We start from the raw sequence: 23,875 nt of genomic DNA on the forward strand, positions 1-23,875 counted from the left end.
AAGCTCCGGGGCGGCGGGTCAACCCGGTCGGCGCGGGGTTGTAACGCGGCGCTCGTAATGCTTGGCCACGCGCAGGTGGCGGGAGATCGCGTAATTCATCGCCGTGAGGAAACCGTAGGCGCCGCGCACGAAGTGGCGGCGGCCGAGATAGGCCTTCAGGAAGTTGCCCGGCAGCTCCACGTAGAGGCGCCAGGCCGGGATCGTGACGCCGCGCGCGTCGAGGTCGTCGGCCTGCTGGTCGGAGTAGCGGTTGAGCTTGTCGAGCTGGTCGCCGAGCGAACGCACCGAGAAGTGGTGGATGCGTCCCTTGATCTGACCGACGGTAACATTCGGCCCCAGCACCACCCGGTCATGAACCGGCGAGGTCGAGTAGGTGCTCAAGTCCCGCCGGTAGAGCCGCACCGGAGTCAGCACGTAGGCCCAGGGATGGGGGCGCGTCTCGCCCGGAAAAATCTCGGCGATGGCGATGCTCCAGGCGGCGTGTGCCGGCTCGCCGTTGGCGAAGACCGCGCGGATCTGTTCGGCCAGATCGGGGGGCACCACTTCGTCGGCGTCGAGGTTGAGAACCCAGTCGTGGCGGCACTGCCCTTCAGCGAAGCGCTTCTGCCGGCCGTAGCCCGGCCAGTCGTTGTGGATGACCCGGGCGCCCAGCGACGCCGCGAGCGCCTGCGTCCCGTCGGTCGAGCCGGAATCGACCACGACGATGTCGTCGGCGAGGTCCCGCACCGCCGCGAGACTTGCGCCGAGGCGATCGGCCTCATTCTTGACGATGATGAAGACGGAAATCGGGAGCGGGGCCATGGGTCTCGTCGCGCGCGGCACCCCGCTCTACCGGCCCGATTCCTCTCGAACAAGCACGGCTCTCAGTCTTTGCTCGGCCGTGCTTTCTGACGATGAACCGGCACCCACTCCGCTGGAAAGCGCGCTATTCGGCGGCCTCAGCAAGGCGTTTGCGCTGGACCTTGCCGTTGGCGGTGCGCGGCAGCGCATCGAGGAAGCGGATCGCGCGGGGCGCCTTGTAGGCGGCCAAGCGCGCGACGCACCACGCCGTCAGGGCGTCCGCGTCAGGCTCGGCGCCGGGGCGGAGAACCACGAAGGCGGCGATGACCCGCAGATCGGGGCGCACGGCCAGCTCCGTCACGCCGACTTCGGCGATGTCGGGATGGCCGGCGAGCACGCCCTCCACCTCGACGGGCGAGACGCGGTAGCCCATGGCGTTCATCAGGTCGTCGTTGCGGCCGTGGAACCAGAGGTAGCCGTCCGCATCGAAGCTCGCGAGGTCGCCGCCGGCGAACCACGCGCCGCGCATCACGGCCGCCTCTTCCTCCGGCCGCTGCCAGTAGCCGAGCATCAGACCCGGATCGGAGCGGTGGACCGCCAGGAGGCCGGTCTCGCCTGCCGGGAGCGGCTCGGGCGGGCCGTCGGGCGGCAGGATCGCGACGCGGCGGCCCGGCTGTGGCCGGCCGGGCGAGCCGGGGCGCACGGGGATGGTCGGGCCGCTCGACACGTAGGTTGAGATCTCGCTCATGCCGAGTGCCTCGTAGAGGGGCTTGCCCGTCGCTTGTGTCCAGGTTTCGAGGAGATCGGCCGAGAGCGCCTCGCCCGCGGTGACGCCGTGGCGCAGGCGCGAGAGATCGTGCGCGGCGAGGTCGGCGTATTTGAGGATCTGGCGGTAGACGCTCGGCACCGCCGCGAAGATCGTCGCGCCCTGCTCGGCGATCAGGCGGGGCCAGATCCCGCGGTCGCGCGGGCCGTTGTAGAGCACCGTCGTCGCGCCGCAGGCCCAGGGATCGGTGATGCCGACGCCGAGCGTGTAGGTCCAGTTCATGGTTCCGGCATGCAGCATCACGTCGGCTTCGCTGAGGCCGAGCCAGTGGGCATGCATCGGCCGGCGGCCCCAGATGGCGCGGTGGGCGTGGAGAACGCCCTTCGGGCGGCTCGTGGTGCCGGAGGTGTAGACAAGCGTCGCCGGATCGTCGGCGGCGGTGTCGGCGTAGTCGGAGAGCGGCTCGCCCGCCTTCATCGCCGCGATCTTTTCCGAGTCGAGCCGGATGCAGCCCGCGGGACCACCGTCGTCGGATTTGGAGAAGCCGTCGCCGGTCACCACAGCGGCGACGGCAGCATTCTCCATCAGGAAGGCGGCCTCGTCGGCCGTCAGTTGCGGCGAGGAGGGCAGGGCGACGAGGCCGGCGGCGAGCGCGCCGAAATAGACGAGCACGTAGTCGGTCTCGTTGCCCATGCGGATCATCACCCGGTCGCCGGCCTTCAGCCCGAGGCCGAGCAGGCCCGCCGCGATGCCGCGCACCGCCCGGTCGGCTTGCGCATAGGTGAGGCGGCTGACGGTGCCGCCCTCGCCGACCATGATGAGGGCGGTCTTGTCGCCGCGCAGCCGGGCATTCTCAGCGAGGCAGTAGCGGGCCGCATTGAAACGAGGCGGGAATTGGCGGTCGTCGCTGGTCGGCACGGCGGGCGTTTCCGTTGATCTTTGTCTTTGCCCTGGTGTCCGATCCTCGCTTCCGGCGGTCAAGCGGTGCCCGGCATCCTATCCGCGCGGCGGGCGGATCGTGCCGGAAAGGCCGGTGCTCGCCCCGTCCCTGAGTTCGAGCCAGAGGAAGCGCCCCGGATCGACCGGCCCCGGCAGGGCGAGGCGGCCGGGGGGAACCGGCTTGAAGCCGAAGCGGGCGTAGTAGGGCGCGTCGCCCACCAGAACGACGAGGCCGTGTCCGGCGGCGCGGGCGGCATCAAGGCTCGCCTGCATCAGGCGCGTGCCGATGCCGCGGTCCGAAAAACTCGGATCGACGGTGAGCGGACCGAGCACGAGGAGCGATCCGCCCTCGGCCTCGGCCGGGCCGATTCGCACCGAACCGACGAGATAGGTGCCCACCAGCGCGGTCAGGCAGAGATCGGGCAGGGGCGTGGCGCCCTCGCGCAGGCGATAGGCGGTGCGGGCGAAACGGCCGGGGCCGAAGGCGCGGGCGTGAAGGCGCTCGATCGCCGGGGCGTCGTCCGGATGTTCGGGTCGGATGACGAGGGGGAGGGCGGTCACGGGCGGCGTCCGGCGGCGGGTTCGCGCCGATAGCAGCCGGCTACGCAGCCGGCAAACCGAGGGCGCGCGTCAGGCCCCCCGCGAGGAGAAGTCGATGCGCGGATCGATCCAGGTGTAGGTGAGGTCGGACAGGAGGTTCACGGCCAAGCCGAGCAGGGAGAAGATGTAGAGCGTGGCGAACACCACCGGATAGTCGCGGCCGACGATGGAGGAGAAGGACAGGAGCCCGAGCCCGTCGAGCGAGAAGATCGTCTCGATCAGAAGCGAGCCAGTGAAGAAGGCCGTGATGAAGGCGCCGGGAAAGCCCGCGATCACGATCAGCATCGCGTTGCGGAAGACGTGGCCGTAGAGGACGCGGCGCTCGCTCACGCCCTTCATCCGGGCGGTGACGACGTATTGCTTGCGGATTTCGTCGAGGAACGAGTTCTTGGTGAGAAGCGTCGAGGTGGCGAAGGCGCCAAGCACGAGGGCGGAGAGCGGCAGCACGAGGTGCCACGCGTAGTCCAGCGCCTTGCCCCACAGGCTCAGCGACTCGAAGTTCTCGGATGTGAGGCCGCGCAAGGGGAAGATCTGCAGGAAGGAGCCGCCCGCGAACAGGATGACGAGCAGGATGCCGAACAGGAAGCTCGGAATCGCGTAGCCGACGATGACGACGGCCGAGGTCCAGACATCGAAGCGCGAACCGTCGGCGACGGCCTTGCGGATGCCGAGCGGGATCGAAATCGCGTAGGAGATCAGCGTCATCCACAGGCCGAGCGAGATCGAGACCGGCAGCTTCTCCTTGATCAGGTCCAGCACCGAGACGTCGCGAAAATAGCTGCGGCCGAAATCGAAGCGGAGGTAGTCCCACAGCATCTTGCCGAAGCGCTCGTAGGCCGGCTTGTCGAAGCCGAACTGCGCCTCGAGCTTCTTGATGAAGGCCGGATCAAGTCCCTGCGCGCCGCGATACTTCGACGTGTCGCCGCCGCCTCCACCCCCGCTGCGAGCCGTCCCGCCGCCGAGATCGCCCTGGCCGCCGGTGATGCGCGAGAGCGAGCCTTCCTGCTGGCCCTGGAGCTGGGCCAGCACCCGCTCCACCGGGCCGCCGGGGGCGAACTGGATGATGGCGAAGGTGATGAGCATGATCCCGAAGATCGTTGGGATCATCAGCGCGATGCGGCGCAGGATGTAGGCGAGCATGGACAGTCCTCAGCCCCGGCCGATCCGGCGCGCCTTCTGTTCGTCGTACCACCACAGGGCCGGCACGCCGAGCCCGTAGGTCGGCAGCTTCGCCGGGCGGCCGAACATGTCCCACAGGGCAAGGCGGTACTCGGGCGAGTACCACATCGGGATCCAGTAGCGGCCGGTCCGCAGCACCCGGTCGAGGGCGCGGCAGGCGACCGTGAGGCTCGCACGCGAATCCGCGTTGGCGATGCGGTCGAGCAGGGCGTCGATCACCGGGTCATTGATGCCGGCGAGATTGTTCGAGCCGGGGATCTCTGCCGCGCGCGAGCCGTAGGCCTCGCGCAGTTCGGGGCCCGGCGTCGCGTCGCCCGAGGCGGCGCGGGCGGTGATATCGAAATCGAAGTCGCGAAGGCGTGCCTGGTACTGTGCGGCATCCACCACCCGCTGTCGCGCCTTGATGCCGATGAGCCCGAGATTGCGGATGAAGGGCTGGACGATGGGCTCCCACACGGAGTCGGAATCGAGGAACTCGAACTCGATCGGCTTGCCGCCCGGCAGGCGCAAGGCTCCACCCTCGCGGGTGCAGCCGGCCTCCTTGAGCAACGCCACCGCGCGGGCGAGCAGCGCCCGGTCCTGGCCCGATCCATCCGGGACCGGGGGCGTCCAGGCCTCGCCGAAGACCTCGGCCGGCACCTGCCCGCTGACGGGTTCGAGCAGGGCCAGCTCCTCCGGAGAGGGCTTGCCCGTGGCCATCAGGTCGGTCTTCTGAAAGAACGAGACAGTGCGCTCGTAAGCGCCGAACATCGCCGTGCGGTTGGTCCAAGGGAAGTCGAAGCAGAGGCCGATCGCCTCGCGCACGCGGGGGTCCTTGAACACCTCGCGGCGGGTGTTGAAGAACCAGCCTTGGATGGCGGCGGGCGAGGTGTCGGGCAGGGTCTCGCGCTTGACGCGTCCCTCGCGCACGGCGGGAAAATCGTAGCCCGTCGCCCAGATCCGCGAGGTGAATTCCTGGCGGTAGGTATAGGCGCCGCCCTTGAACGCTTCGAAGGCGACCTGCCGATCGCGGAAATACTCGTAGCGGATCTGGTCGAAATTGTTCTGCCCGACCATGACGGGCAGGTCCGCCGCCCAGTAATCGCTCACGCGCTCCAGCTCGATGAAACGGCCGATATCGATCCGCCCGACCTGATACGGTCCGGAGCCGAGCAGCGGCTGAAGCGTCTGGGCCTCGAAGTCGCGGCCCTCAAGGAACTTGGCCGAGAAAATCGGGAGACCGGCGACGATCAGCGGCAGGTCGCGGCTGCGGCCGGGGGCGAAGCGGACCAGCAGGGTCTCGTTGCCTTCCGCCGTCGCCTCGGCGACGTCGCGGATCACCTGCGCGATCGTCGGGTGGCCCTTCTCCTTGAGGAGGGTGAGGGAGAAGGCGGCGTCCCGCGCGGTCAGGGGCGAGCCGTCGTGGAAGCGCGCCTGGGGACGCAGGGCGAAACGGTAGTTCAGGCCATCGGCGCTGGTCTCCACCGAGCGTGCGACGAGGCCATAGAGCGCGTCCGGCTCATCGAGCGCGCGCACCATCAGGCTGTCGAAGGTGAGATTGATGCCCGCCGCGCCGGTGCCGCGGAAGACGTAGGGGTTGAGCGTGTCGAAGGTGTCGAACGCCTGATTGCCGAAGGTCTGGACGATCTGGGTCGCGAAGCGCCCGCCGCGCGGGGCCATCGGGTTCACGTAGTCGAAATTCGCGAAATCGGGCGCGTATTTCAGCTCGCCGAAGCTCGACAAGCCATGAGCCTTGCCGTGCGCCTTGCTGGGAACGGGGCGGCTCTCCTCGGCGTGGGGCGAGCGCGGCAGCGAGCTCGCAAGGGCGAGCGCCCCTGTCCCGAGGACGATGCTCCGGCGGGTCGCGCCCGCGCTCACCGTGGTGCTCCCGTCTTGGCGGCGAGCGCCTCGTCGTACCACCACGTGGTCGGGAAGCCCGAGGAACCGTATTTCGGCAGCACCGCCGGACGACCGAAGCGGTTCCAGCGCAGTGTCCGCGTCACGGCCGACGACCATTGCGGCACCACGAAGTTGTGGGCCAGCAGCGTCCGGTCGAGGGCATGCGTCGCGGCGACCAGGGTCTCGCGGTCCTGGGCGAAGATCACCTTCTCGATCAGCGCGTCGATGCCGGCATCCTTGATCCCGGCGATGTTGCGCGAGCCCGGCTTGTCGGCGGCGGCCGAGCCCCAGAACTCGCGCTGCTCGTTGCCGGGCGAGAGCGATTCCGGCCAATTGGAGGTGGTGATGTCGAAGTCGAAGCTGCGCAGGCGGTTCTGGTACTGCGCCTGATCGATCACACGGATCGAGGACTCGATGCCGATCAGCTTGAGCTGTGCGGCATAGGGCAGGATCACCCGCTCGAACACGTTCTGGAATTCGAGGAACTCGACGATCAGCGGCTCGCCGGTGGCTTTCGCCACCATCTTGCCGCCCTTCAACTCGTAGCCGGCCTCGCGCAACAGGCCGACCGCCTTGCGCAGGTTGGCGCGCCCGGCCTCCGGCGTGTCGTTGACGGGGTTGGTGTAGGTCTCGGTGAAGACGCTGCCCGGAAGCTTGTCCTTGACGCTTTCCAGGATCACCTTCTCAAGTCCGTCGGGCAGGCCGGACGAGGCCAATTCCGAGCCGTAGAAGTAGGAATCGATCCGGCTGTAGAGGCCGTAGAAGAGCTGCCGGTTCATCTCCTCGAAGTTCAGGGCGAGGTTGAAGGCGCGGCGCACCCGCTCGTCCTTGAACTTGTCCCGGCGCAGGTTGAACACGAAGGCCTGCATGATGCCGGTGCCGCGGCCGGGGAACTCCTCCTTGATTAGGCGCCCTTCTTTCACCGCGGGGAAGTCATCGTAGGCGGTGGCCCAGTTACGAGCGATGTTCTCGCTGCGGAAGTCATAGAGGTCGCCCTTCAGCGCCTCCAGCAGCACCGACCCATCGCGAAAATACTCGAAGCGGACCGTGCCGAAATTGTTGCGGCCGCGGTTGACCGGCAGGTCCTTGCCCCAGTAATCGGCCACGCGCTCGTAGACGGCGGAGCGGCCGGCATCGATCTTGGCGAGCCGGTAGGGGCCCGAGCCCAGCGGGATCTCGAGGGTCGTCTCGGTGGCGCTGCGCGGCTTGCCGTTCTTGTCGGTGCCGGTCCACCAGTGCTTGGGCAGCACCTGCATCTGGCCCAGCACCTGCGGCAGCTCACGATTGCCGGCCTCGCTGAAGCGGAAGACGACCTCGCGTTCGCTGCCCGTCTCGGCCTTCGCCACGGTGTGGTAGTAGGCGGCGTAGAACGGGCTGTTGGCCTTCAGCGTGTCGAAGGACCAGATCACGTCCTCGACGGTGACCGGCTTGCCGTCGTGCCAGCGTGCATTCGCCCGCAGGCGATACGTCACCGACTGGCCGTCCTCGGCGATCCGTACGCCCTCGGCCAGCAGGCCGTAGGAGGAGAAGGGCTCGTCGCCGGAATCCTCCATCAGCGTGTCGTAGATCTGGGTGATCCCGCCTTCGAGATCGCCCTTCAAGCCATTGACGATGAAGTTGAGGTTGTCGAAGCCGCCCTGGGCTCCGAGCCGGACCAAGCCGCCGACCGGCGCCTTCGGGTCGGCATAGTCGAAGTGCTGGAAGTCCGGGCCGTATTTCGGCTCGCCGAGCAGGGTCAGCGCGTGGCGCCAACTGCCCGGTGCCTCCTGCGCCGAGACCTTCGAGGCGGATTCGGCGGGCTCCTGGGCTGAGGCGGGGCCTCGCATTCCTAGGAGAACGAGCGCTCCGGCGAGGAAGCTGCGGCGAGCGATCACGGCGTTTTCTGTCACGTTGGCGCGGTCTCCCGGTCCCGTGAGAGGACGGTCGGCGTCGTTCTAGGACGAGGCCGGGGCCGGCGCCAACCCGCCGTGACCGCGCAGAGGCGGTTGCCGAGGAACGGGACATGAAAAAGGCCGGGCTTTCGCGGCCCGGCCTTCGGAAGAGGGGGTGTCCCCGTCGCCTTACGGCTTGGGCGCGTCGGGATCGGCCTTGGCCGGCGGCTCGGTGGCCGGCGTGCTCTCGGAGCCGGGCGTGGCCTTGGTCGGGATATCGCCCGAGGGCTTGGCCTCAGGCGCCTGGGTCGGGGCGACCTCGTTGCGCTGCGGCTGGACCCCCGGCGCCGGGACCGGACGGGCGGTGTCCTTGCCGTCGCCGGACTGGGTGTCGCCCTTCGGCGCGTTGGTCTGCGGCGCCTTTTCCTTGTTGCCCGTGGCGCTCTCGACCGGCCGCTCCCCGGCCTTCTTGTCCTCGGCCTTGCCCTCCGCAGGCTTGGCGGCTTCCGCCTTCTTCTCACCCTCCGGCGCAGCCTCGGCCTTCTTCTCGGCGGCCGGCAGCGGCTTCGGGCTGTCGGAGAGCGTGCGCAGATAGGCGATGACGTTGGCGCGCTCGGCCGGCGAGCTGATGCCGGCAAACGCCATCTTGGTGCCCTTCGCGTAACCCTTCGGGCTCTCGAGGAAGTGGTCGAGATCCTCGTAGGTCCAGGTGCCGCCCTTCTCCTTCAGGCTGGCGGAATAATCGAAGCCGGCGGCATGCGCCTTCTCGCGCTCGACGATATCCCAGAGATCGGGACCGACCTTGTTGGGGCCGCCCTTCTCGAAGCTGTGGCAGGCCTGGCAGGCCTTGGTGCCGCCCTTGCCCTTGTCGGCGTCGGCACTGGCGAGCCGCACGGCGACGGGCTCAGCCTTCGGTGCCTCGGCCGCGGCGCCGCCGCTCTTCGGCTCCGGCTCCGGCAGGGGATAGCCGGCGCTTCCGGCCGGTTTCGGGTGATAGATCAGCTCCGCCACGAAGCCCGACCCGACCGCGAACAGGAGAGCACCCAGGACAGCGCCCGCAACCTTGTTCAGCTCGAAGGAATCCATGCTCGACTGCTCCGGCGCACGGGATCAGGACCCGGCGGATGAGGGCCCGACGGGCAGACGCCGGACTTTGGAGGATTTCAAGGGTGATTAGCCGCTCAGGCCCGATCTTGACAATGGGCGATACGCGCTGCGCGCTGTCGCATACCGTTATTGTCGCCGGCTCCGTGCGGGCGGGCCCCGGCCGTTGCAGCGCTGCCGCACCCTGAGCGGCGGCCGGGCGCGGCCACGAACCGGATAAGAGCCCCTCATGAGCCGGCCATGACAAGCCGGACGGCCACTGCTAGAGCCGCCCCGTCCCGTTTTCGAACGCGCGTGTCATAGCCCGAGGCCATGTCCGATCCCCTGATCCTGATTCCGGCCCGCCTCGCCGCGACCCGGCTGCCGTCGAAGCCGCTCGCCGACATCGCGGGCGCGCCGATGATCGTCCATGTCTGGCGCCGCGCGGTGGAGGCGGGAATCGGACCCGTGGTCGTCGCCACCGACACCGACGCGATCGCCGAGGCGATCGAGGCGCAGGGCGGATTGGCGGTGATGACGCGGGCCGATCACCCCTCCGGCTCCGACCGCCTCGTGGAGGCGCTGGAAATCGTCGATCCCGACGGCAACCACGACGTCGTCGTCAACGTGCAGGGTGACTTGCCGACCATCGACCCGGCGATCATCGCCGCTTCGGTGACGCCGCTCGCCGACCCGCAGGTCGATATCGCCACCCTCTGCGCGGTGATCCACCGGGCGGAAGAGATGGACGACCCGAACGTGGTCAAGATCATCGGTCATACGGTCGGGCCCAACCGCCTGCGCGCGCTGGCCTTCACCCGCGCCCGCGCGCCCTGGGGGGAGGGGCCGCTGTTCCACCATATCGGCCTCTACGCCTATCGCCGGAAGGCGCTGGCGCGGTTCAACGCCCTGCCGCAGGGCGAGTTGGAGCGGCGTGAGAAGCTGGAACAGTTGCGCGCGCTGGAGGCCGGCATGCGCATCGATGCGATGATCGTCGAGGATCTGCCGCTCGGCGTCGATACCCCCGCCGACCTGGAGCGTGCCCGCACGCTCCTCGCCGTTCGCCGCCTCAACTGAACCCACTGACGCACCGATGACCGACCGCACCATTGCCTATCAGGGCGAGCCCGGAGCCAACTCGCACATCATCTGCTCGCAGGCCTATCCCGGCTGGACCGCTCTGCCCTGCGCCACCTTCGAGGACGCCTTCGCCGCGGTGAACGAGGGCAAGGCGAGCCTCGCGATGATCCCGATCGAGAATTCGATCGCCGGCCGGGTGGCCGACATCCACCACCTGATCCCGACCTCGCGGCTGCATATCGTTGCCGAACACTTCCTGCCGATCCATTTCCAGCTCATGGTTCTGCCAGGCGTCACGGCGGAGAGCCTGACCAGCGTGCACAGCCACGTTCACGCGCTCGGCCAGTGCCGTCGGATCATCCGTCGCCTCGGACTCAAGGCGGTGGTGGCCGGCGACACCGCGGGTGCTGCCCGGGAGGTCGCGGAAGCGCAGGACCCGACCCGCGCGGCGCTCGCCCCGGCCATGGCGGCGGACGTCTACGGCCTCGACATTCTGGAGCGTGACGTCGAGGACGAGGCGCACAACACCACGCGCTTCGTGGTGTTCTCGCCCGAGCCCGTCGAGATCGAGCCGGGCAACGGCCCGACGGTGACGAGCTTCATCTTCCGGGTCCGCAACATTCCGGCGGCACTCTACAAGGCGCTCGGCGGCTTCGCGACCAACGGCGTCAACATGTCGAAGCTCGAGAGCTACATGGTCGAGGGGCAGTTCACCGCGACCCAGTTCTACGCCGAGGTCGACGGCCACCCCGAAGATGACGGCCTGCGCCGGGCTTTGGACGAACTGCGCTACTTCTCGAAGGAATTGCGCATCATCGGCACCTATCCGGCCCATCCGTTCCGCGAGACGACGCGGCAGGCGGCGGAATAGCCGGCGACCACGAAAAAGGCCGACGCAGGGGCGCCGGCCTTTTTCATGTCCGATCCAACGAAGGCGTCAGGCCGCGTCGGCCGGCTTGTCCTTGGTCGCCTCGGGCTTCGGGCCGCCCTTGGAGACGCCGACGAGCGCCGGGCGCAGCGTCCTGTCACCGATGACGTAGCCGGTCTGCACCACCTGGACCACGGTGCCGTTCGGAACCTCAGTGTTCGGCACCTCGAACATCGCCTGATGCCGGTTCGGGTCGAAGCGCTGGCCCTGCGGATCGACCACCTTCACGCCGTGGCGCTCCAGCGTCTTGGCCAGATCGCGCTCGGTCAGCTCGATGCCCTCGAACAGGGCTTTGAAGGCGCCGTCGGCGCTTGCACGGGCCTCGGCCGGCACGCTCTCGAGAGCGCGGCGGATGTTGTCGGCCGTGTTGAGCATGTCGCGGGCGAAGCTCGTCACCGCGTAGGTGCGGGCATCGGCAACCTCGCGCTCGGTGCGGCGGCGCAGGTTCTCCATCTCGGCCAGCGTCCGCAGCAGGCGGTCCTTGAACTCGTCGCGCTCGGCGATCGCGGCCGCGAGGCCCTCCGCATCCGCGCCCGCGGTGGTCGGCTGCGGCGGGACTTCCGCCTCCGTGCCGTTGTGCCGCTCCTGCTTCTCCATGTCGTCAGCCATCATCGTGCGATCGATCGGGTCTCGAAGTGTTCCGGGATGGGGCTGATATCATTCGGGCATACCGCGAAATCAAGCGAGGGCAGCGCCATCCTCGCCTACAACTCCCGCGGCGGCGGCGAATCGACCAGGGCGTCGAGCCCCTCGGCACGCAGGGCGGCGACGTCGCTGGCGAACACCTCCATCACCGCAGCACGGATCATCGCGAGCCGATCGGGCTGCACCACGCGGGTGCCGGTCAGGTCGGTGACGTAAAACACGTCGACCGCCCGCTCGCCGAAGGTCGCCACGTGGGCCGAGGTGATGTTGAGGCTCAGGCGGTTCAGCGCCGTCGTCAGTTCGTAGAGCAGGCCCGGCCGGTCGAGGCCGGTGATCTCCACGACCGTTTCGCGGCTCGACAGGGCGTTGTCGATCGACACGTCCGGTGGCACGAGGAAGGTCTTGGGCGGCTGCTTCGGGTGCTTGTCGGCGACGAGTTCCGCGATCTTGATCTCGCCCTTGAGCGCCCGCTCGATCGCGGTGGCGATGCGGCCGGCGCGGCGCAGCTCGTCCTCGTCCCGCTCGAAGGCGCGGGAGATGAAGATCGAATCGAGCGCGAAGCCGTCGGTCGTCGTGAAGATCTGCGCATCGACGATGTTGCCGCCCGCCGTCGCGCAGGCACCGGTAATGATGGCGAGCAGGCGCGGGTGGTCGGGCGAGTAGACCGTCAGCTCGGTCACACCGCGCACCGGGTCGGTCTCGTAGGTGGTGGCGCTGGTGCGGCCCTCCTCCATCACGGTGCGCAGGAAGCGGGCGTTCTTGTAGTGGCGGGTCGAGTCCACCTTGAGCCAGTAGGCTTGGTTGTGGCGCGCGGCGTAGGCGTCGAAGGTGTCGGTGTGCCAGTCCGAGAGCTGCTCGCGCAGGGCCATCTGGATCAGACGTACCCGGTCGGTGCGGGCGATCTCGGAATGACCGCCGGAGAGCAACACCTCGGTCTCGTCGTAGAGGGTGCGTAGCAGCGTGCCCTTCCACGCCGTCCACACGCCGGGCCCCACCGCCTTGATGTCGGCCACGGTCAGGATCGCCAGCAGCTTCAGCCGCTCCAGGCTCTGCACCTCGCTGGCGAACTTCTCGATCGTCCGGTGGTCGGAGAGATCGCGGCTCTGCGCCGTCATCGACATCAGCAGGTGGTGCTCGACGAGCCAGGACACCGTCTCGGTCTCGGCTTGGCTGAGGCCGAACCGCGGCCCGAGCTTGCGGGCGATGGCGGCGCCGGCGATGGAATGGTCTTCGGGCCGTCCCTTGGCGATGTCGTGCAGCAGGATCGCGACGTACAGGGCGCGTCGGTTGTGGATCGTGTCGATCAGGCGCGAGGCCAGCGGATGCTCCTCGCGCACCCGGCCGGAATCGATCGCCGCGAGCACGCCGATCGAGCGCAGCAGGTGCTCGTCCACCGTGTAGTGATGGTACATGTTGAACTGCATCATCGCGACGATGCGACCGAATTCCGGGATGAAGCGGCCGAGCACGCCGGCCTCGTTCATCGACCGCAGGATCGTCTCCGGTGCGTTCTTCGAGGTCAGCATGTCGAGGAAGAGGCGGTTGGCCTCCACGTCGATCCGCACCGCGTGGGTGATGAGCCGGAGCGAACGGTTGGCCAGCCGGGCGGCGTCCGGATGAATCGGCAGGTTGTGCCGGTCGGCGAGCCAGAACAGGCGGATGAGGTTGACCGGATCGCGCTCGAACGCGTCCTCGCCGCGGATGTTGACGCGGCCGTTGTCGATCCAGAAATCCTCCGCCTCGATCGAGGTGGCGCGGAAGCGGTCGCGGAAGCGGCCGATCCAGCGATCAAGCACCGGCGTCCGCTTGGCGTGACGCGCTTCGAGCTCCGCACAGACGATGGCGGTGAGGTCGCCGACATCCTTGGCGATGAGGAAGTAGGCCTTCATGAAGCGCTCGACGCCGGACAGGCCGCCGCGGGCGCCGAAGCCGAGTCGCTCGGCGATCTTGGGCTGAAGCCCGAAGGACAGCCGCTCCTCAGCGCGTCCGGTCACGAAGTGGATGTGGCAGCGCACCCGCCACAAAAACTCCTCGCAGCGCTCGAACAGCTTATACTCGTCGGGCGTGAACAGGCCGGCATGGACAAGCTCGACCTGATTGCGCACGCGGTAGGTGTATTTGGCGATCCAGAACAAGGTGTTGAGGTCGCGCAGGCCTCCCTTGCCGTCCTTGACGTTGGGCTCGACGAGGTAGCGCGAGGCGCCCGCCTTGGCGACGCGGGCGTCGCGCTCGCGCAGCTTGGCATCGACGAATTCCGAGGCCGAGCCGATCACGAGTTCCGTGTCGAAGCGCGTGACCATCTCCTCGAAGAGGTGGCGGGAGCCGAACAGGAAGCGGGATTCGAGCAGCGCGGTGCGGATCGTCATGTCCGCTCGGCCCTCGCGCAGGCATTCCTCGACGGAGCGCGTCGCGTGACCGACCTTCAACTTCAGATCCCATAGCACGTAGAGCATCGCCTCGACGACGCTCTCGGACCACGCGGTCTGCTTGTAGGGCAGCAGGAACAGCAGATCGATGTCCGAGCCCGGTGCCATCGTTCCGCGGCCGTAGCCGCCAGTGGCGACGATCGCCAGCTGCTCGCCCGTGGACGGGTTGTCGTTCGGGTAGAGGCGCCAGACCACGGCATCGTAGATCGCCCGCACCACCGCGTCGGTGAGTCGGCTCAGCCGTTGTGCACAGGCAAGTCCGTCCCGCTCCTTCATCAGGAGTCGTTCGGCATCCCGGTGCCCGGTCTCGATCACCTTGCGCAACTCGGGCACAAGCAGCCCACGCAGCTTGGTGGGTTCGCGCGCGTCGCGGTCGAGAGAGGCGACGATCTTTTCGAGGACGGGAACGGGGTCGAACATGGCCGTCCCGTTAGCATGTAAAGCCGGTGGCGGCATCGGGCGGTTGTTCGCAACCCAGCCGTTCTGTTCGGCGAATTTTTTGTTTGACGAAAAGAACGTGACTGTTTTAGCCATCGTGTCGATCCAGGCGACAAGCCGGGCCGACGAGGGAGACAGCCATATGATCCGACGCCGCTATGTCCTGTCCGCATTCGCCGGCTTGTTCGGCCTTCTCGCGGCCGGATCGGAGTTGCGGGCCGACGAGGTCTCGGAAATCCGGCTCGATTGGGCGACCTACAATCCGGTCAGCCTCGTCCTGAAGGAGAAGGGCTTTCTCGAAGAGGCGCTGAAGCCCCGCGGCATCAAGGTGCGGTGGGTCCAGTCGCTCGGCTCCAACAAGGCGCTGGAATTCCTCAACGGCAGCGCCATCGATTTCGGTTCGTCGGCCGGCGCGGCGGCACTGCTGGCGCGGATCAACGGCAACCCGGTCAAGGTCGTCTACGCCTATTCCCGGCCGGAATGGACCGCCCTCGTCACTCGCAAGGAGACGGGAATCGCGAAGCCCACCGACCTCAAGGGCAAGCGCATCGCCGTCACCCGCGGCACCGATCCACACATCTTCCTCATCCGCGCGCTGCAGAGCGCCGGGCTTACCGAGAAGGACGCCAAGCTCGTCCTGCTGCAGCACGCCGACGGCCGCACCGCGCTCGATCGCGGCGACGTCGATGCCTGGGCCGGGCTCGACCCGATGATGGCCGCAGCCGAGATCGAGAGCGGCGCCGTGCTGTTCCACCGCGATCCGAGCGCCAACACCTGGGGCGTGCTCGACGTGCGCGAGGATTTCGCCAAGGCCCATCCCGACCTCGTGCGGGTCGTGATTGGCGCCTACGAGCAGGCCCGCGCCTACGCGATCGCCAACCCCGATGCCCTGAAGAGCGCGCTCGTTTCCGCCACCAAGCTGCCCGAGGCGGTCATCGCCAAGCAGATCGAGCGCACGGATCTGAGCCAACCCGCCGTCGGCCCGGCCCAGGCCGAGAGCATTCGCGCCGCCGGCCTCGCCCTGCAGCAGGCGGGCGTGATCCCGGCTTCCACCGACGTGGGGGCGGCGGTGGACGGGTTGATCGACCCGCAATTCAACCCGGCCCCGGCTCGCTGAGCCTGCCCGTGCCGGACGCCGCGCACCTCGTCGCTTTCGCCCAGGTATGCCTCGGCATGGTGCCAGTGGGGCTTGCGCTGCGTGGCGCTGAACGCCCGATCCGGTAGGACGGGGCGAGACCACGATGCAGACACGGCGCGGCCCCTTCGCATGAGCCTCACCACCGTTCTCTCCGAAGAGCCCGCGGCGACGGCCGCTCCCGCGCGTCGAGCCGCCCTTCTCGGCGGCGGCGCGCGGCTTGCGCTCGGCCTGCTGCTGCCCCTCGCCCTCGCGTTCGGCTGGGAGATCGCGGTTGCGGCCGGCTTCTCCTCCGGGCGCCTGCTGCCGCCGCCGAGCCGGGTCGGTGCCGCGCTCTGGACGCTCGCCGCGTCCGGCGAACTCTGGACCCATGTCGAGGCGACCCTGATCCGCGTCGGCCTCGGCTTCGCCTTCGGGGCAGGCGCCGGCATCCTCGCGGGTGCGCTCACCGCGACGCTGCCCCCCTTACGCTGGCTGGTCGATCCGAGCCTCCAGGCCCTGCGTGCGGTGCCCTCGCTCGCCTGGGTGCCACTGTTCATCCTGTGGTTCGGCATCCTGGAGACGCCGAAGGTGGCCCTGATCGCAGTCGGCGTGTTCTTCCCCGTCTATATCGGCGTGGCGGGTGCCATCGCCTCGGTCGATCGCAAGCTGGTGGAGGTCGGCCGCATCTTCCGCCTCTCCAAGGCCGCGCTCGCCCGTCGCATCCTCCTGCCGGCGGTGCTGCCGGCAACGCTGACGGCTTTGCGCACCGGGCTCGGCCTCGGCTTCCTCTTCGTTGTGGCCGCCGAGCTGATGGGCGCCTCCGAGGGCCTCGGCTACCTGCTCCTCGACGGCCAGCAATTCAGCAAGCCGGATCAGATCCTGGCCGCGATCATCAGCTTCGCCGTCGTCGGCAAGGCGGCCGACGCCGTGCTCGTCGCGCTCACCAGCCCGCTGGTACGCTGGCAGGACACCGCGCGGGAGACGCTGTGAGCCTGCCATGCTGAGCATCCAGACTCTCTCCAAGACCTATGCCGACGGCACCCGCGCGCTGGAGGGCATCGACCTCGCCGTGCCGAATGCCGAGATCGTCGCGCTGATCGGCGGCTCCGGCTGCGGCAAGACGACGTTGCTGCGCCTCATCGCCGGGCTCGACCGGCCGAGCGCCGGCCGGATCGCGCTCGACGGCGAGCCGATCACCGGGCCGCATCCCGGCGTCGGCCTGGTGTTCCAGGAGCCGCGCCTGCTGCCCTGGCTGACAGTGGCCGACAATGTCGGCTTCGGCATCGAACACCTGCCCAAGCGCGAGCAGCGGGAGCGCGTCGCCCACGCCCTGGAGCGGGTCGGTCTCGCCGAGCATGCCGGGCGCTGGCCCCGCGAATTGTCCGGCGGACAGCAGCAGCGCGTCTCGATCGCCCGCGCCTTCGTCGCCAGCCCACGGGTGCTGCTTCTCGACGAGCCGTTCTCGGCGCTCGACGCCTTCACCCGCAAGGACCTCCACCGCCATCTCCTCGCTCTTTGGGAAGAGGTGCGGCCGACGGTGCTGATCGTCACCCATGATGTCGCCGAGGCGGTGGCGCTCGCCGACCGCGCCATCGTCATGCGCCCGCGCCCCGGTCGCCTCGACGAGACGGTGGCCCTGCCGTTGCGCCGGCCGCGCGACCCGGCGGCACCGACGAGCGAGGCGGCGACGCGCGCGATCCTCTCTGCCCTCGATCATTCGCTGCGCCCGCGCGACGCCTCCCGTACACCGGAACTGACTGGCGGAAGCTCGTTCTGAGATGACGCGGGGACGTGAAAGCCGCTAAGCCCGGCCCGTCAGAAGAAACCGGAGGAACTCCATGGACGCCAACGCCCTGCGCGCTCTCCAGGCCCCGCTCAAGAACAAGTACCGTGAGACGCCGGATTCCGCCGTCATCACCCTGAAGGCAAAGGGCGCGCTCGACGACACCAGCATCGCCTGCAAGGTCGAGACCGGCCGCGCCCTGGCGGTCGCCGGCCTGCACCCCGCCACCGGCGGCTCGGGTGCCGAACTCTGCTCGGGCGACATGCTGCTCGAAGCCCTCGTCGCTTGCGCGGGCGTGACCGTGAAAGCGGTGGCGACCGCGCTGGAGATCCCGCTGAAGGCCGGTACGGTCAGCGCCGAGGGCGATCTCGACTTCCGCGGCACGCTCGGCGTCGACAAGGAGGCGCCGGTGGGCTTCCGCGCCATCCGCTTGAAGTTCGACCTCGACACCGACGCGCCCCAGGAGAAGCTCGACCAGCTCCTGAAGCTCACCGAGCGCTACTGCGTCGTGTTCCAGACCCTCAACCACAAGCCGGAATTGTCGGTGAACGCCTCGCGCTCCTGAGCGGCGAGGCGTATCTGACGGGCGTCATGCGCCTGCTCATCATCGAGGACGACCGCGAGGCCGCCGCCTATCTGGTCAAAGCGTTCCGGGAAGCCGGGCACGCCGTGGACCATGCCGGCGACGGTCTCGACGGCTACGCGCTCGCCCGCGAGGGCGATTACGACGTGCTGATCGTCGATCGCATGCTGCCGAAGCTAGACGGACTCTCGCTCGTGCGCTCGCTGCGCGAGCAGGCGATTACGACGCCGGTCCTCATCCTCTCGGCGCTCGGTCAGGTGGACGACCGGGTGAAGGGCCTGCGGGCCGGCGGCGACGACTATCTCCCCAAACCTTACGCCTTCTCCGAGCTTCTCGCCCGCACCGAGGTGCTGGCTCGCCGCCGCACGGCCCCGACCGGCCACAGTGAGGCCACCGCCTACCGCGTCGGCGACCTCGAACTCGATCGGCTCTCGCATCGGGTGACGCGGGCGGGCCGCGAGATCGTGCTGCAGCCGCGCGAGTTCCGGCTGCTCGAATACCTCATGCGCCATGCCGGGCAGGTCGTGACCCGGACGATGCTGCTGGAGCATGTCTGGGACTACCACTTCGATCCGCAGACCAACGTCATCGACGTTCACGTCTCGCGGCTGCGCGCGAAGATCGATCGCGGCTTCGAGCATCCGATGATCCATACGGTCCGCGGCGCCGGCTACGTGATCCGGCCGGACGAGCCGCAGGCCCCGTGAGCCCGGCCGCATCACCGCCGGACGGGCTCCTCGCGCGTCTAGGGAAGATCTTCCGCACGACGGCGTTCAAGCTGTCGCTCGCCTACCTTGTGCTGTTCGCGGTGCTGGCCTCGCTCGGCCTCGGCTACGTCGCCTGGAACGCGCGCCGCGTGCTCGACGATCAGATCGTCTCGACCATCGATGCCGAGATCAACGGCCTGTCGGAGCAGTACACGGCGGGCGGTCTGCGCCGGCTCATCGCGGTGGTGGAACGGCGCGCCAAGGAACCCGGCGCCTCGCTCTATCTCGTCACCACGCCGGCCGGCGAGCACATCGTCGGCAATGTCAGCCGCGTCTCGCCCGATATCCTCGCCCGGCCGGGCCAGTACGAGGGCTACTACGGCCGCGGCTCAGAGGCGGACCAGGGCGAGCATCGCGCGATCATGCGCGTCTTCAACCTCGCCGGGGGCTTTCGCCTCCTCGTCGGCCGCGATACCGAGGAGCGCGACCGCCTGCGCGCGGCGATCGGCAACACCTTCGGCTCCTCGCTCGCGCTGGTGGTGGTGCTCGGTGTGCTCGGCGGCTGGTTCGTAGCCAGCCGCGTGCTGAAACGCGTGGACGACATGACCGAGACGACCCGCACGATCATGGCGGGCGATCTCGACGGACGCCTACGGGTGGCCGGCACCGGGGACGAGCTGGACCGACTCGCGCAGAATCTCAACCTGATGCTGGAACGCATCGGCGAGCTGATGCGCGGCATGAAGGAGGTCTCCGACAATATCGCCCACGACCTCAAGACGCCGCTCACGCGCCTGCGCAACCGCGCCGACGAGGCCCTGCGCACGGCCGAGACGCCGCAGGCGCTGCGCGCGGCGATGGAAGGTGTGATCGAGGACAGCGACGGGCTGATCCGGGTGTTCAACGCGCTGCTAACCATCGCCCGCCTGGAGGCCGGCAACGCGCCCGAGAGCGTGCGCCGGTTCGACGCCGGGGAGGTGGCGCAAGAGGTGGCGGAACTCTACGAGCCTCTGGCTGAAGACAGGGGCCTGAGCCTGACCGTCCGCACGGAGCCCGACCTGATCCTCGACGGCAACCGCGAGCTGGTGGGCCAAGCCATCGCCAACCTCCTCGACAACGCCATCAAGTACGGCGCGCAGTCACCTGAGGCCGGGCCGCAGGCGATCTCGATGAGCGCTGTACGGGCCGACGGCGCCGTGCGGATCACCGTCGTGGATCGCGGCCCCGGCATTCCGGAAGAGGAGCGCGGACGGGTGCTCGACCGCTTCGTGCGGCTCGACGCGGCCCGTTCTCGCCCCGGCTTCGGCCTGGGGCTGAGCCTCGTCAACGCCGTCGCACGGCTTCACGGCGGAAGCCTTGAGCTTGCCGACAATGCGCCGGGACTCGCCGTGACGCTGAGCCTGCCGGCGAGCACGACGTAGCGGTTTCGGTCAGTTCAGGAAGTTGCGCACGCCATCGGGATCGGCGAGCGTCATTTGCGGACTGCCGGGCAGAGCGAACACCACCAGCAGGACCGCGAGCGTGACCGTGGTCAAACCCAGCACCGCCCCGAGCCGCTGCGGATCGAATCGGCGGCTCGCGATCAGCGCGCAACCGAGCGTGAAGATCGCGGCCTCGGCGAAGGGAACCAGGGTGCTGCTGCTCATCGATCCACTTTCGTCCTTGGTGGCCGCATCGTCCGTTGGAGGAAGCTCGGCAGTCTGCCGCCTTCGCAGGCCGGGGTTCAACCGATAAGCGGCCGGACCGCTCCACGGCTTCTCATGACGGCACGGTGGGCAGGTCTCGAAAATGGCTTGCCGGCGGCCCTGCGCCGGATCAGCCGTCGGAACAACCTGTTTTCATGCAGCCGCTGCCGGGTCTGATGCGCGTCGTGGCTCGCCGACGACTCGACAGCCCGCGAGGCTCGAGACTTTGGGGCCTGTCGCCGGCCGCCTCGCCCCCGATGCTCCGATTGCCGTTTCCGGCGAAAGTCCCTTGGCAGGAACTGATTTGCGCGTTTGATGGGCAGAACCGGCGATCCCGTGACAACGCGAGCGCTTCGAAGCGAAGAAGGGACGGCATGGTCAGGCGAAACGACGGGCTGGCTGCCGGTGATGACGGCACGGCGCCTCTGATCGCGCGGCTGAAGCAGGCGCCGCCGCTGTCCGATGCCGAGGCGGCGCGGGCGCGGTTCGAGGAGATTGCCGACGCACTTCCCCCCGCCCTGCGGGAGGGGACGGCGCGGGACCTTCTCACGGCGCTCGCCGACCATTCGACCTTCCTCTGGTCCCTGGCCTCGCGCGATCCCGCGCGGCTCGTCCGCCTCTTCGATGAATCCCCGGAGGCTGCGGACGCCCGCATCATCACCGGCCAGCGCGCCGCCGGACGGACGGGGGAGGGGGCGGCGCCCGATCTCGAAGCGGTCGGCAAGACCCTGCGCCGGAACCGCGCCGAGCACGCGCTCCTCGTGGCGCTCGCTGATATCGGCGGGGTCTGGCCGCTGGAGCGCGTGACCGCCGCGCTCTCCGATTTCGCCGACGCCTCGGTCTCGGCGGCCATCGATGCCATGCTGCTCCAGGCCGCCACCTCCGGCCGCTTCCTACCGAAGGACCGGCACGAGCCGCAGGCGGGTTCGGGGCTGGTCGTGCTGGGCCTCGGCAAGCTCGGCGGGCGCGAGCTGAACTATTCGAGCGACATCGACCTGATCGTCTTCTTCGATCCCGAGGCCGTGCCCCTGAAGGAGGGGCTGGAGCCGACGCCGTTCTTCACGAAGCTGGCGCAGGGCGCGGCCAAGCTGCTGCAGGAGCGCACGCGCGACGGTTATGTTCACCGGGTCGATTACCGCCTGCGCCCCGATCCCGGCTCGACGCCGACGGCGATGAGCCTCGCCTCGGCCTACGTCTATTACGAGACCACGGGGCAGAACTGGGAGCGGGCGGCCTTCATCAAGGCCCGCGCCATCGCCGGGGACATCCAAGCGGGCCAGGGCTTCCTGGCCGACCTCACGCCGTTCGTCTGGCGCAAGTATTTCGACTTCGCCGCGATCGCCGACGTGCACGCCATGAAGCGGCAGATCCACGCCGTGCGCGGGCACGAGGCGCTGGCGGTCGCCGGCCACGACATCAAGCTCGGCCGCGGCGGCATCCGCGAGATCGAGTTCTTCGTCCAAACCCAGCAACTCGTCTTCGGCGGCCGCCGCCCGATGCTGCGCGGGCGCTCGACCGTGCCGATGCTGGCCAGCCTGCACGAGGACGGCTGGATCTCGGCGCAGGCGCGGGACGAGCTGGCCGAGGCCTACGCCTTCCTGCGCACGATCGAGCACCGCCTTCAGATGGTGCGCGACGAGCAGACCCAGCGCCTGCCGACCGACCGGGCCGAGCTTGAGAATTTTGCGCGTTTTGCCGGATATCCGGATCTCGCCGGCTTCGAGGCGGCCCTGCTCGCCCATGCCCGCCGGGTGCAGGCGCATTACGCTCTGCTGTTCGAGGCCGGGCCCGATCTCTCCTCGGAGGTGGGCGACCTCGTCTTCAGCGGATCCGCCGACGATCCGGCCACGCTGGCGACACTGCGAAGCCTCGGCTTCCGCGATCCGGAGCGCGTGACCGACACCGTGCGCGGCTGGCATTTCGGCCGCCGCGCTGCGGTGCGCAGCCCCCGCGCCCGCGAGGTGCTGACGGAACTGGTCCCCGCCCTCATCAAGGCGCTCGCCGGCACGCCCGATCCGGACGCGGCTCTGGCCAATCTCGACCGTGCCTTCGGCCGCATGCCGGCGGCGGTGGAGCTTCTGACCATCCTGCGCGAGCACGAGCGCCTGCGGCTGCTCTTCGCCGATTTGCTCGGCAGCGCCCCGCGGCTGGCGGCCACGGTCGCGTTCTCCCCGCACGTGCTCGACGCGGTGATCGACCCGGACTTCGTCGATCCGACCGTCGATGCGGCGGCGGTCGCCGCGCATTACCAGGCGCTGCTCGGCCGGCCCGACAGCCACGAGGTGTTCCTCGACCGCAGCCGCGACGCGGCGCGCCAGCTCCGCTTCCTCACCGGCGCCCGGATGCTCTCGGGCATCCTGACCCCGCAGGCGGCGGGCTGCGCCTTCTCGGCCATCGCGGATACCGCCGTCGCGACCGCCCTGGAGGCCGTCTCCGAAACCTTCTTCGCCGATCACGGGGAGATTCCGGGAGGTCGCATGGTCGTGCTCGGCTACGGCCGGCTCGGCTCGCGTCAGCTTACGGCTGAATCCGACCTCGACCTCGTCGTGCTGTACGATTTCGACCCGGAGAACCGGACCAGCACCGGCAAAAAGCCGCTCGACGCGGCGATGGCCTATAACCGCTTGACCCAGCGCCTCGTGGCCGCGCTCACTGCCCCGACCCGACGCGGCCTGCTCTACGAGGTGGACCTCCGTCTGCGCCCCGGCGGCGGCCAGGGCGCGACGGCGGCGCAGTTCCGCAGCTTCCGCGCCTACCAGCGCGAAGAGGCCGAGCTGTGGGAGCACATGGCGCTGACCCGCGCCCGCGTCATCGCGGGCGACGAGAGCCTCGCTGCCGACGCCCAATCCGTGATCCGCGAGGCGCTGATGCAGCCCCGCGATCCCGTCGCGGTGAACCGCTCGGTGCGGAACATGCGCGCCACGGTCGAGGATGAGAAGGGCGATCAGGGGCCTCTCGACCTCAAGCTCAGCCTCGGCGGTCTGCTCGATCTCGATTTCCTGGCGCAGGCTCTCGTCCTTGGCCATGCCCACGCGCATCCCGAGCTGATCGGTCACGATGCCCCGGACGTCATCGTGCGGGCGGCGCAAGCCGGTCTCATCGCCGCCGACGAGGCGGAACAGCTCGACGGCGCCTACCGGCTCCTCGACGACGTGCACCACTGGCAGCGCCTAATGGTCGAGGGCGACCCGACCCAAGCCTCCGACGTGGCCCTCGCCCGTCTTGCCCGCGCCGCCAACCTGCCCGATGCGCGGGCGCTCACCGCCCGGCTCGACGAGGAGCGGCAGACGGTGCGGACGATCTTCGACCGCCATCTCGGCCAGCCGGATGCGGGGTGAGCCGATCCGCGCCTTGCGAGATCGGTTCCCAGCCCCTTAATCTGAGGGG

General features: G+C 69.0%; 19 protein-coding genes. 9 read left to right on the forward strand and 10 right to left on the reverse strand.

Annotated elements, in window-relative coordinates; all coding sequences use genetic code 11:
- Nucleotides 1-18: 18 nt before the first annotated feature.
- The 7 genes from MFF24_RS07430 to MFF24_RS07460 all read right to left on the reverse strand — a co-directional run bounded on the left by MFF24_RS07430 (nucleotide 19) and on the right by MFF24_RS07460 (nucleotide 9,099).
- Nucleotides 19-801, reverse strand: coding sequence for a glycosyltransferase family 2 protein (locus MFF24_RS07430; RefSeq protein ID WP_238223611.1), 783 nt, complete (start codon nucleotides 799-801; stop codon nucleotides 19-21).
- A 124-nt stretch (nucleotides 802-925) separates the two neighbouring features.
- On the reverse strand, nucleotides 926-2,464 hold the full coding sequence (locus MFF24_RS07435; RefSeq protein WP_238223613.1) for an acetate--CoA ligase: 1,539 nt from the start codon (nucleotides 2,462-2,464) through the stop codon (nucleotides 926-928).
- Between the two features lie 78 nt (nucleotides 2,465-2,542).
- A complete protein-coding gene (locus MFF24_RS07440) occupies nucleotides 2,543-3,046 on the reverse strand; it encodes a GNAT family N-acetyltransferase (protein ID WP_108938499.1) in 504 nt (167 codons plus the stop codon).
- 69 nt (nucleotides 3,047-3,115) lie between these two features.
- Nucleotides 3,116-4,225 carry a microcin C ABC transporter permease YejB gene (locus tag MFF24_RS07445; protein WP_238223616.1) on the reverse strand — a complete coding sequence of 370 codons (1,110 nt, stop codon included), beginning with the start codon at nucleotides 4,223-4,225 and terminating at the stop codon, nucleotides 3,116-3,118.
- A gap of 9 nt (nucleotides 4,226-4,234) precedes the next feature.
- Nucleotides 4,235-6,121 (reverse strand): extracellular solute-binding protein, encoded by a 1,887-nt coding sequence (locus MFF24_RS07450; protein ID WP_238223619.1) that lies wholly within the window; start codon nucleotides 6,119-6,121, stop codon nucleotides 4,235-4,237.
- On the reverse strand, nucleotides 6,118-8,031 hold the full coding sequence (locus MFF24_RS07455) for an extracellular solute-binding protein (protein WP_238223621.1): 1,914 nt from the start codon (nucleotides 8,029-8,031) through the stop codon (nucleotides 6,118-6,120). Before MFF24_RS07455 ends, MFF24_RS07450 begins: the two co-directional genes overlap by 4 nt.
- A 171-nt stretch (nucleotides 8,032-8,202) precedes the next feature.
- Nucleotides 8,203-9,099: a c-type cytochrome gene (locus MFF24_RS07460; RefSeq protein WP_133089761.1), complete on the reverse strand. Its 897-nt coding sequence runs from the start codon at nucleotides 9,097-9,099 to the stop codon at nucleotides 8,203-8,205.
- Between the two features lie 330 nt (nucleotides 9,100-9,429).
- Here MFF24_RS07460 and MFF24_RS07465 point away from each other — a divergent pair, with 330 nt between their 5' ends.
- Nucleotides 9,430-10,173 (forward strand): 3-deoxy-manno-octulosonate cytidylyltransferase, encoded by a 744-nt coding sequence (locus MFF24_RS07465; RefSeq protein ID WP_108938494.1) that lies wholly within the window; start codon nucleotides 9,430-9,432, stop codon nucleotides 10,171-10,173.
- A gap of 16 nt (nucleotides 10,174-10,189) precedes the next feature.
- Nucleotides 10,190-11,047: a prephenate dehydratase gene (locus MFF24_RS07470; protein ID WP_108938493.1), complete on the forward strand. Its 858-nt coding sequence runs from the start codon at nucleotides 10,190-10,192 to the stop codon at nucleotides 11,045-11,047.
- A gap of 66 nt (nucleotides 11,048-11,113) precedes the next feature.
- Here the strand turns inward: MFF24_RS07470 and grpE are convergent, their stop codons facing one another.
- Complete coding sequence (gene grpE, locus MFF24_RS07475) at nucleotides 11,114-11,716, reverse strand: nucleotide exchange factor GrpE (protein WP_238223623.1); 603 nt, start codon at nucleotides 11,714-11,716, stop codon at nucleotides 11,114-11,116.
- 92 nt (nucleotides 11,717-11,808) lie between these two features.
- Complete coding sequence (locus tag MFF24_RS07480) at nucleotides 11,809-14,595, reverse strand: [protein-PII] uridylyltransferase (RefSeq protein ID WP_238223625.1); 2,787 nt, start codon at nucleotides 14,593-14,595, stop codon at nucleotides 11,809-11,811.
- 160 nt (nucleotides 14,596-14,755) lie between these two features.
- On the opposite strand from MFF24_RS07480, the gene MFF24_RS07485 reads away from it, so the two are divergent.
- The 6 genes from MFF24_RS07485 (at nucleotide 14,756) to MFF24_RS07510 (ending at nucleotide 20,224) form a co-directional block, all read left to right on the forward strand.
- Entirely contained in the window at nucleotides 14,756-15,730 is a 975-nt protein-coding gene (locus MFF24_RS07485) for an aliphatic sulfonate ABC transporter substrate-binding protein (protein ID WP_238223631.1), read from the forward strand.
- Between the two features lie 150 nt (nucleotides 15,731-15,880).
- Nucleotides 15,881-16,720 (forward strand): ABC transporter permease, encoded by an 840-nt coding sequence (locus MFF24_RS07490; RefSeq protein ID WP_108938489.1) that lies wholly within the window; start codon nucleotides 15,881-15,883, stop codon nucleotides 16,718-16,720.
- Nucleotides 16,721-16,727: 7 nt separating this feature from the next.
- Nucleotides 16,728-17,507, forward strand: a complete 780-nt coding sequence (locus tag MFF24_RS07495; protein ID WP_238223632.1) for an ABC transporter ATP-binding protein — start codon at nucleotides 16,728-16,730, stop codon at nucleotides 17,505-17,507.
- Between the two features lie 61 nt (nucleotides 17,508-17,568).
- Nucleotides 17,569-18,078, forward strand: coding sequence for an OsmC family protein (locus tag MFF24_RS07500; RefSeq protein WP_108938487.1), 510 nt, complete (start codon nucleotides 17,569-17,571; stop codon nucleotides 18,076-18,078).
- Between the two features lie 26 nt (nucleotides 18,079-18,104).
- Nucleotides 18,105-18,803 carry a response regulator transcription factor gene (locus MFF24_RS07505; protein ID WP_166058259.1) on the forward strand — a complete coding sequence of 233 codons (699 nt, stop codon included), beginning with the start codon at nucleotides 18,105-18,107 and terminating at the stop codon, nucleotides 18,801-18,803.
- Nucleotides 18,800-20,224, forward strand: a complete 1,425-nt coding sequence (locus MFF24_RS07510) for a HAMP domain-containing sensor histidine kinase (RefSeq protein WP_238223633.1) — start codon at nucleotides 18,800-18,802, stop codon at nucleotides 20,222-20,224. The genes MFF24_RS07505 and MFF24_RS07510 overlap by 4 nt, the downstream gene beginning before the upstream one ends.
- A gap of 9 nt (nucleotides 20,225-20,233) precedes the next feature.
- On the opposite strand, the gene MFF24_RS07515 is transcribed toward MFF24_RS07510, so the two are convergent.
- On the reverse strand, nucleotides 20,234-20,449 hold the full coding sequence (locus MFF24_RS07515; RefSeq protein WP_238223635.1) for a hypothetical protein: 216 nt from the start codon (nucleotides 20,447-20,449) through the stop codon (nucleotides 20,234-20,236).
- 413 nt (nucleotides 20,450-20,862) lie between these two features.
- Between MFF24_RS07515 and MFF24_RS07520 the strand changes: the two genes are divergently transcribed.
- Nucleotides 20,863-23,826: a bifunctional [glutamine synthetase] adenylyltransferase/[glutamine synthetase]-adenylyl-L-tyrosine phosphorylase gene (locus MFF24_RS07520; RefSeq protein WP_238223637.1), complete on the forward strand. Its 2,964-nt coding sequence runs from the start codon at nucleotides 20,863-20,865 to the stop codon at nucleotides 23,824-23,826.
- Nucleotides 23,827-23,875: the final 49 nt, after the last annotated feature.

Source organism: Methylorubrum aminovorans, assembly GCF_022179725.1.
Lineage (GTDB): Bacteria > Pseudomonadota > Alphaproteobacteria > Rhizobiales > Beijerinckiaceae > Methylobacterium > Methylobacterium aminovorans.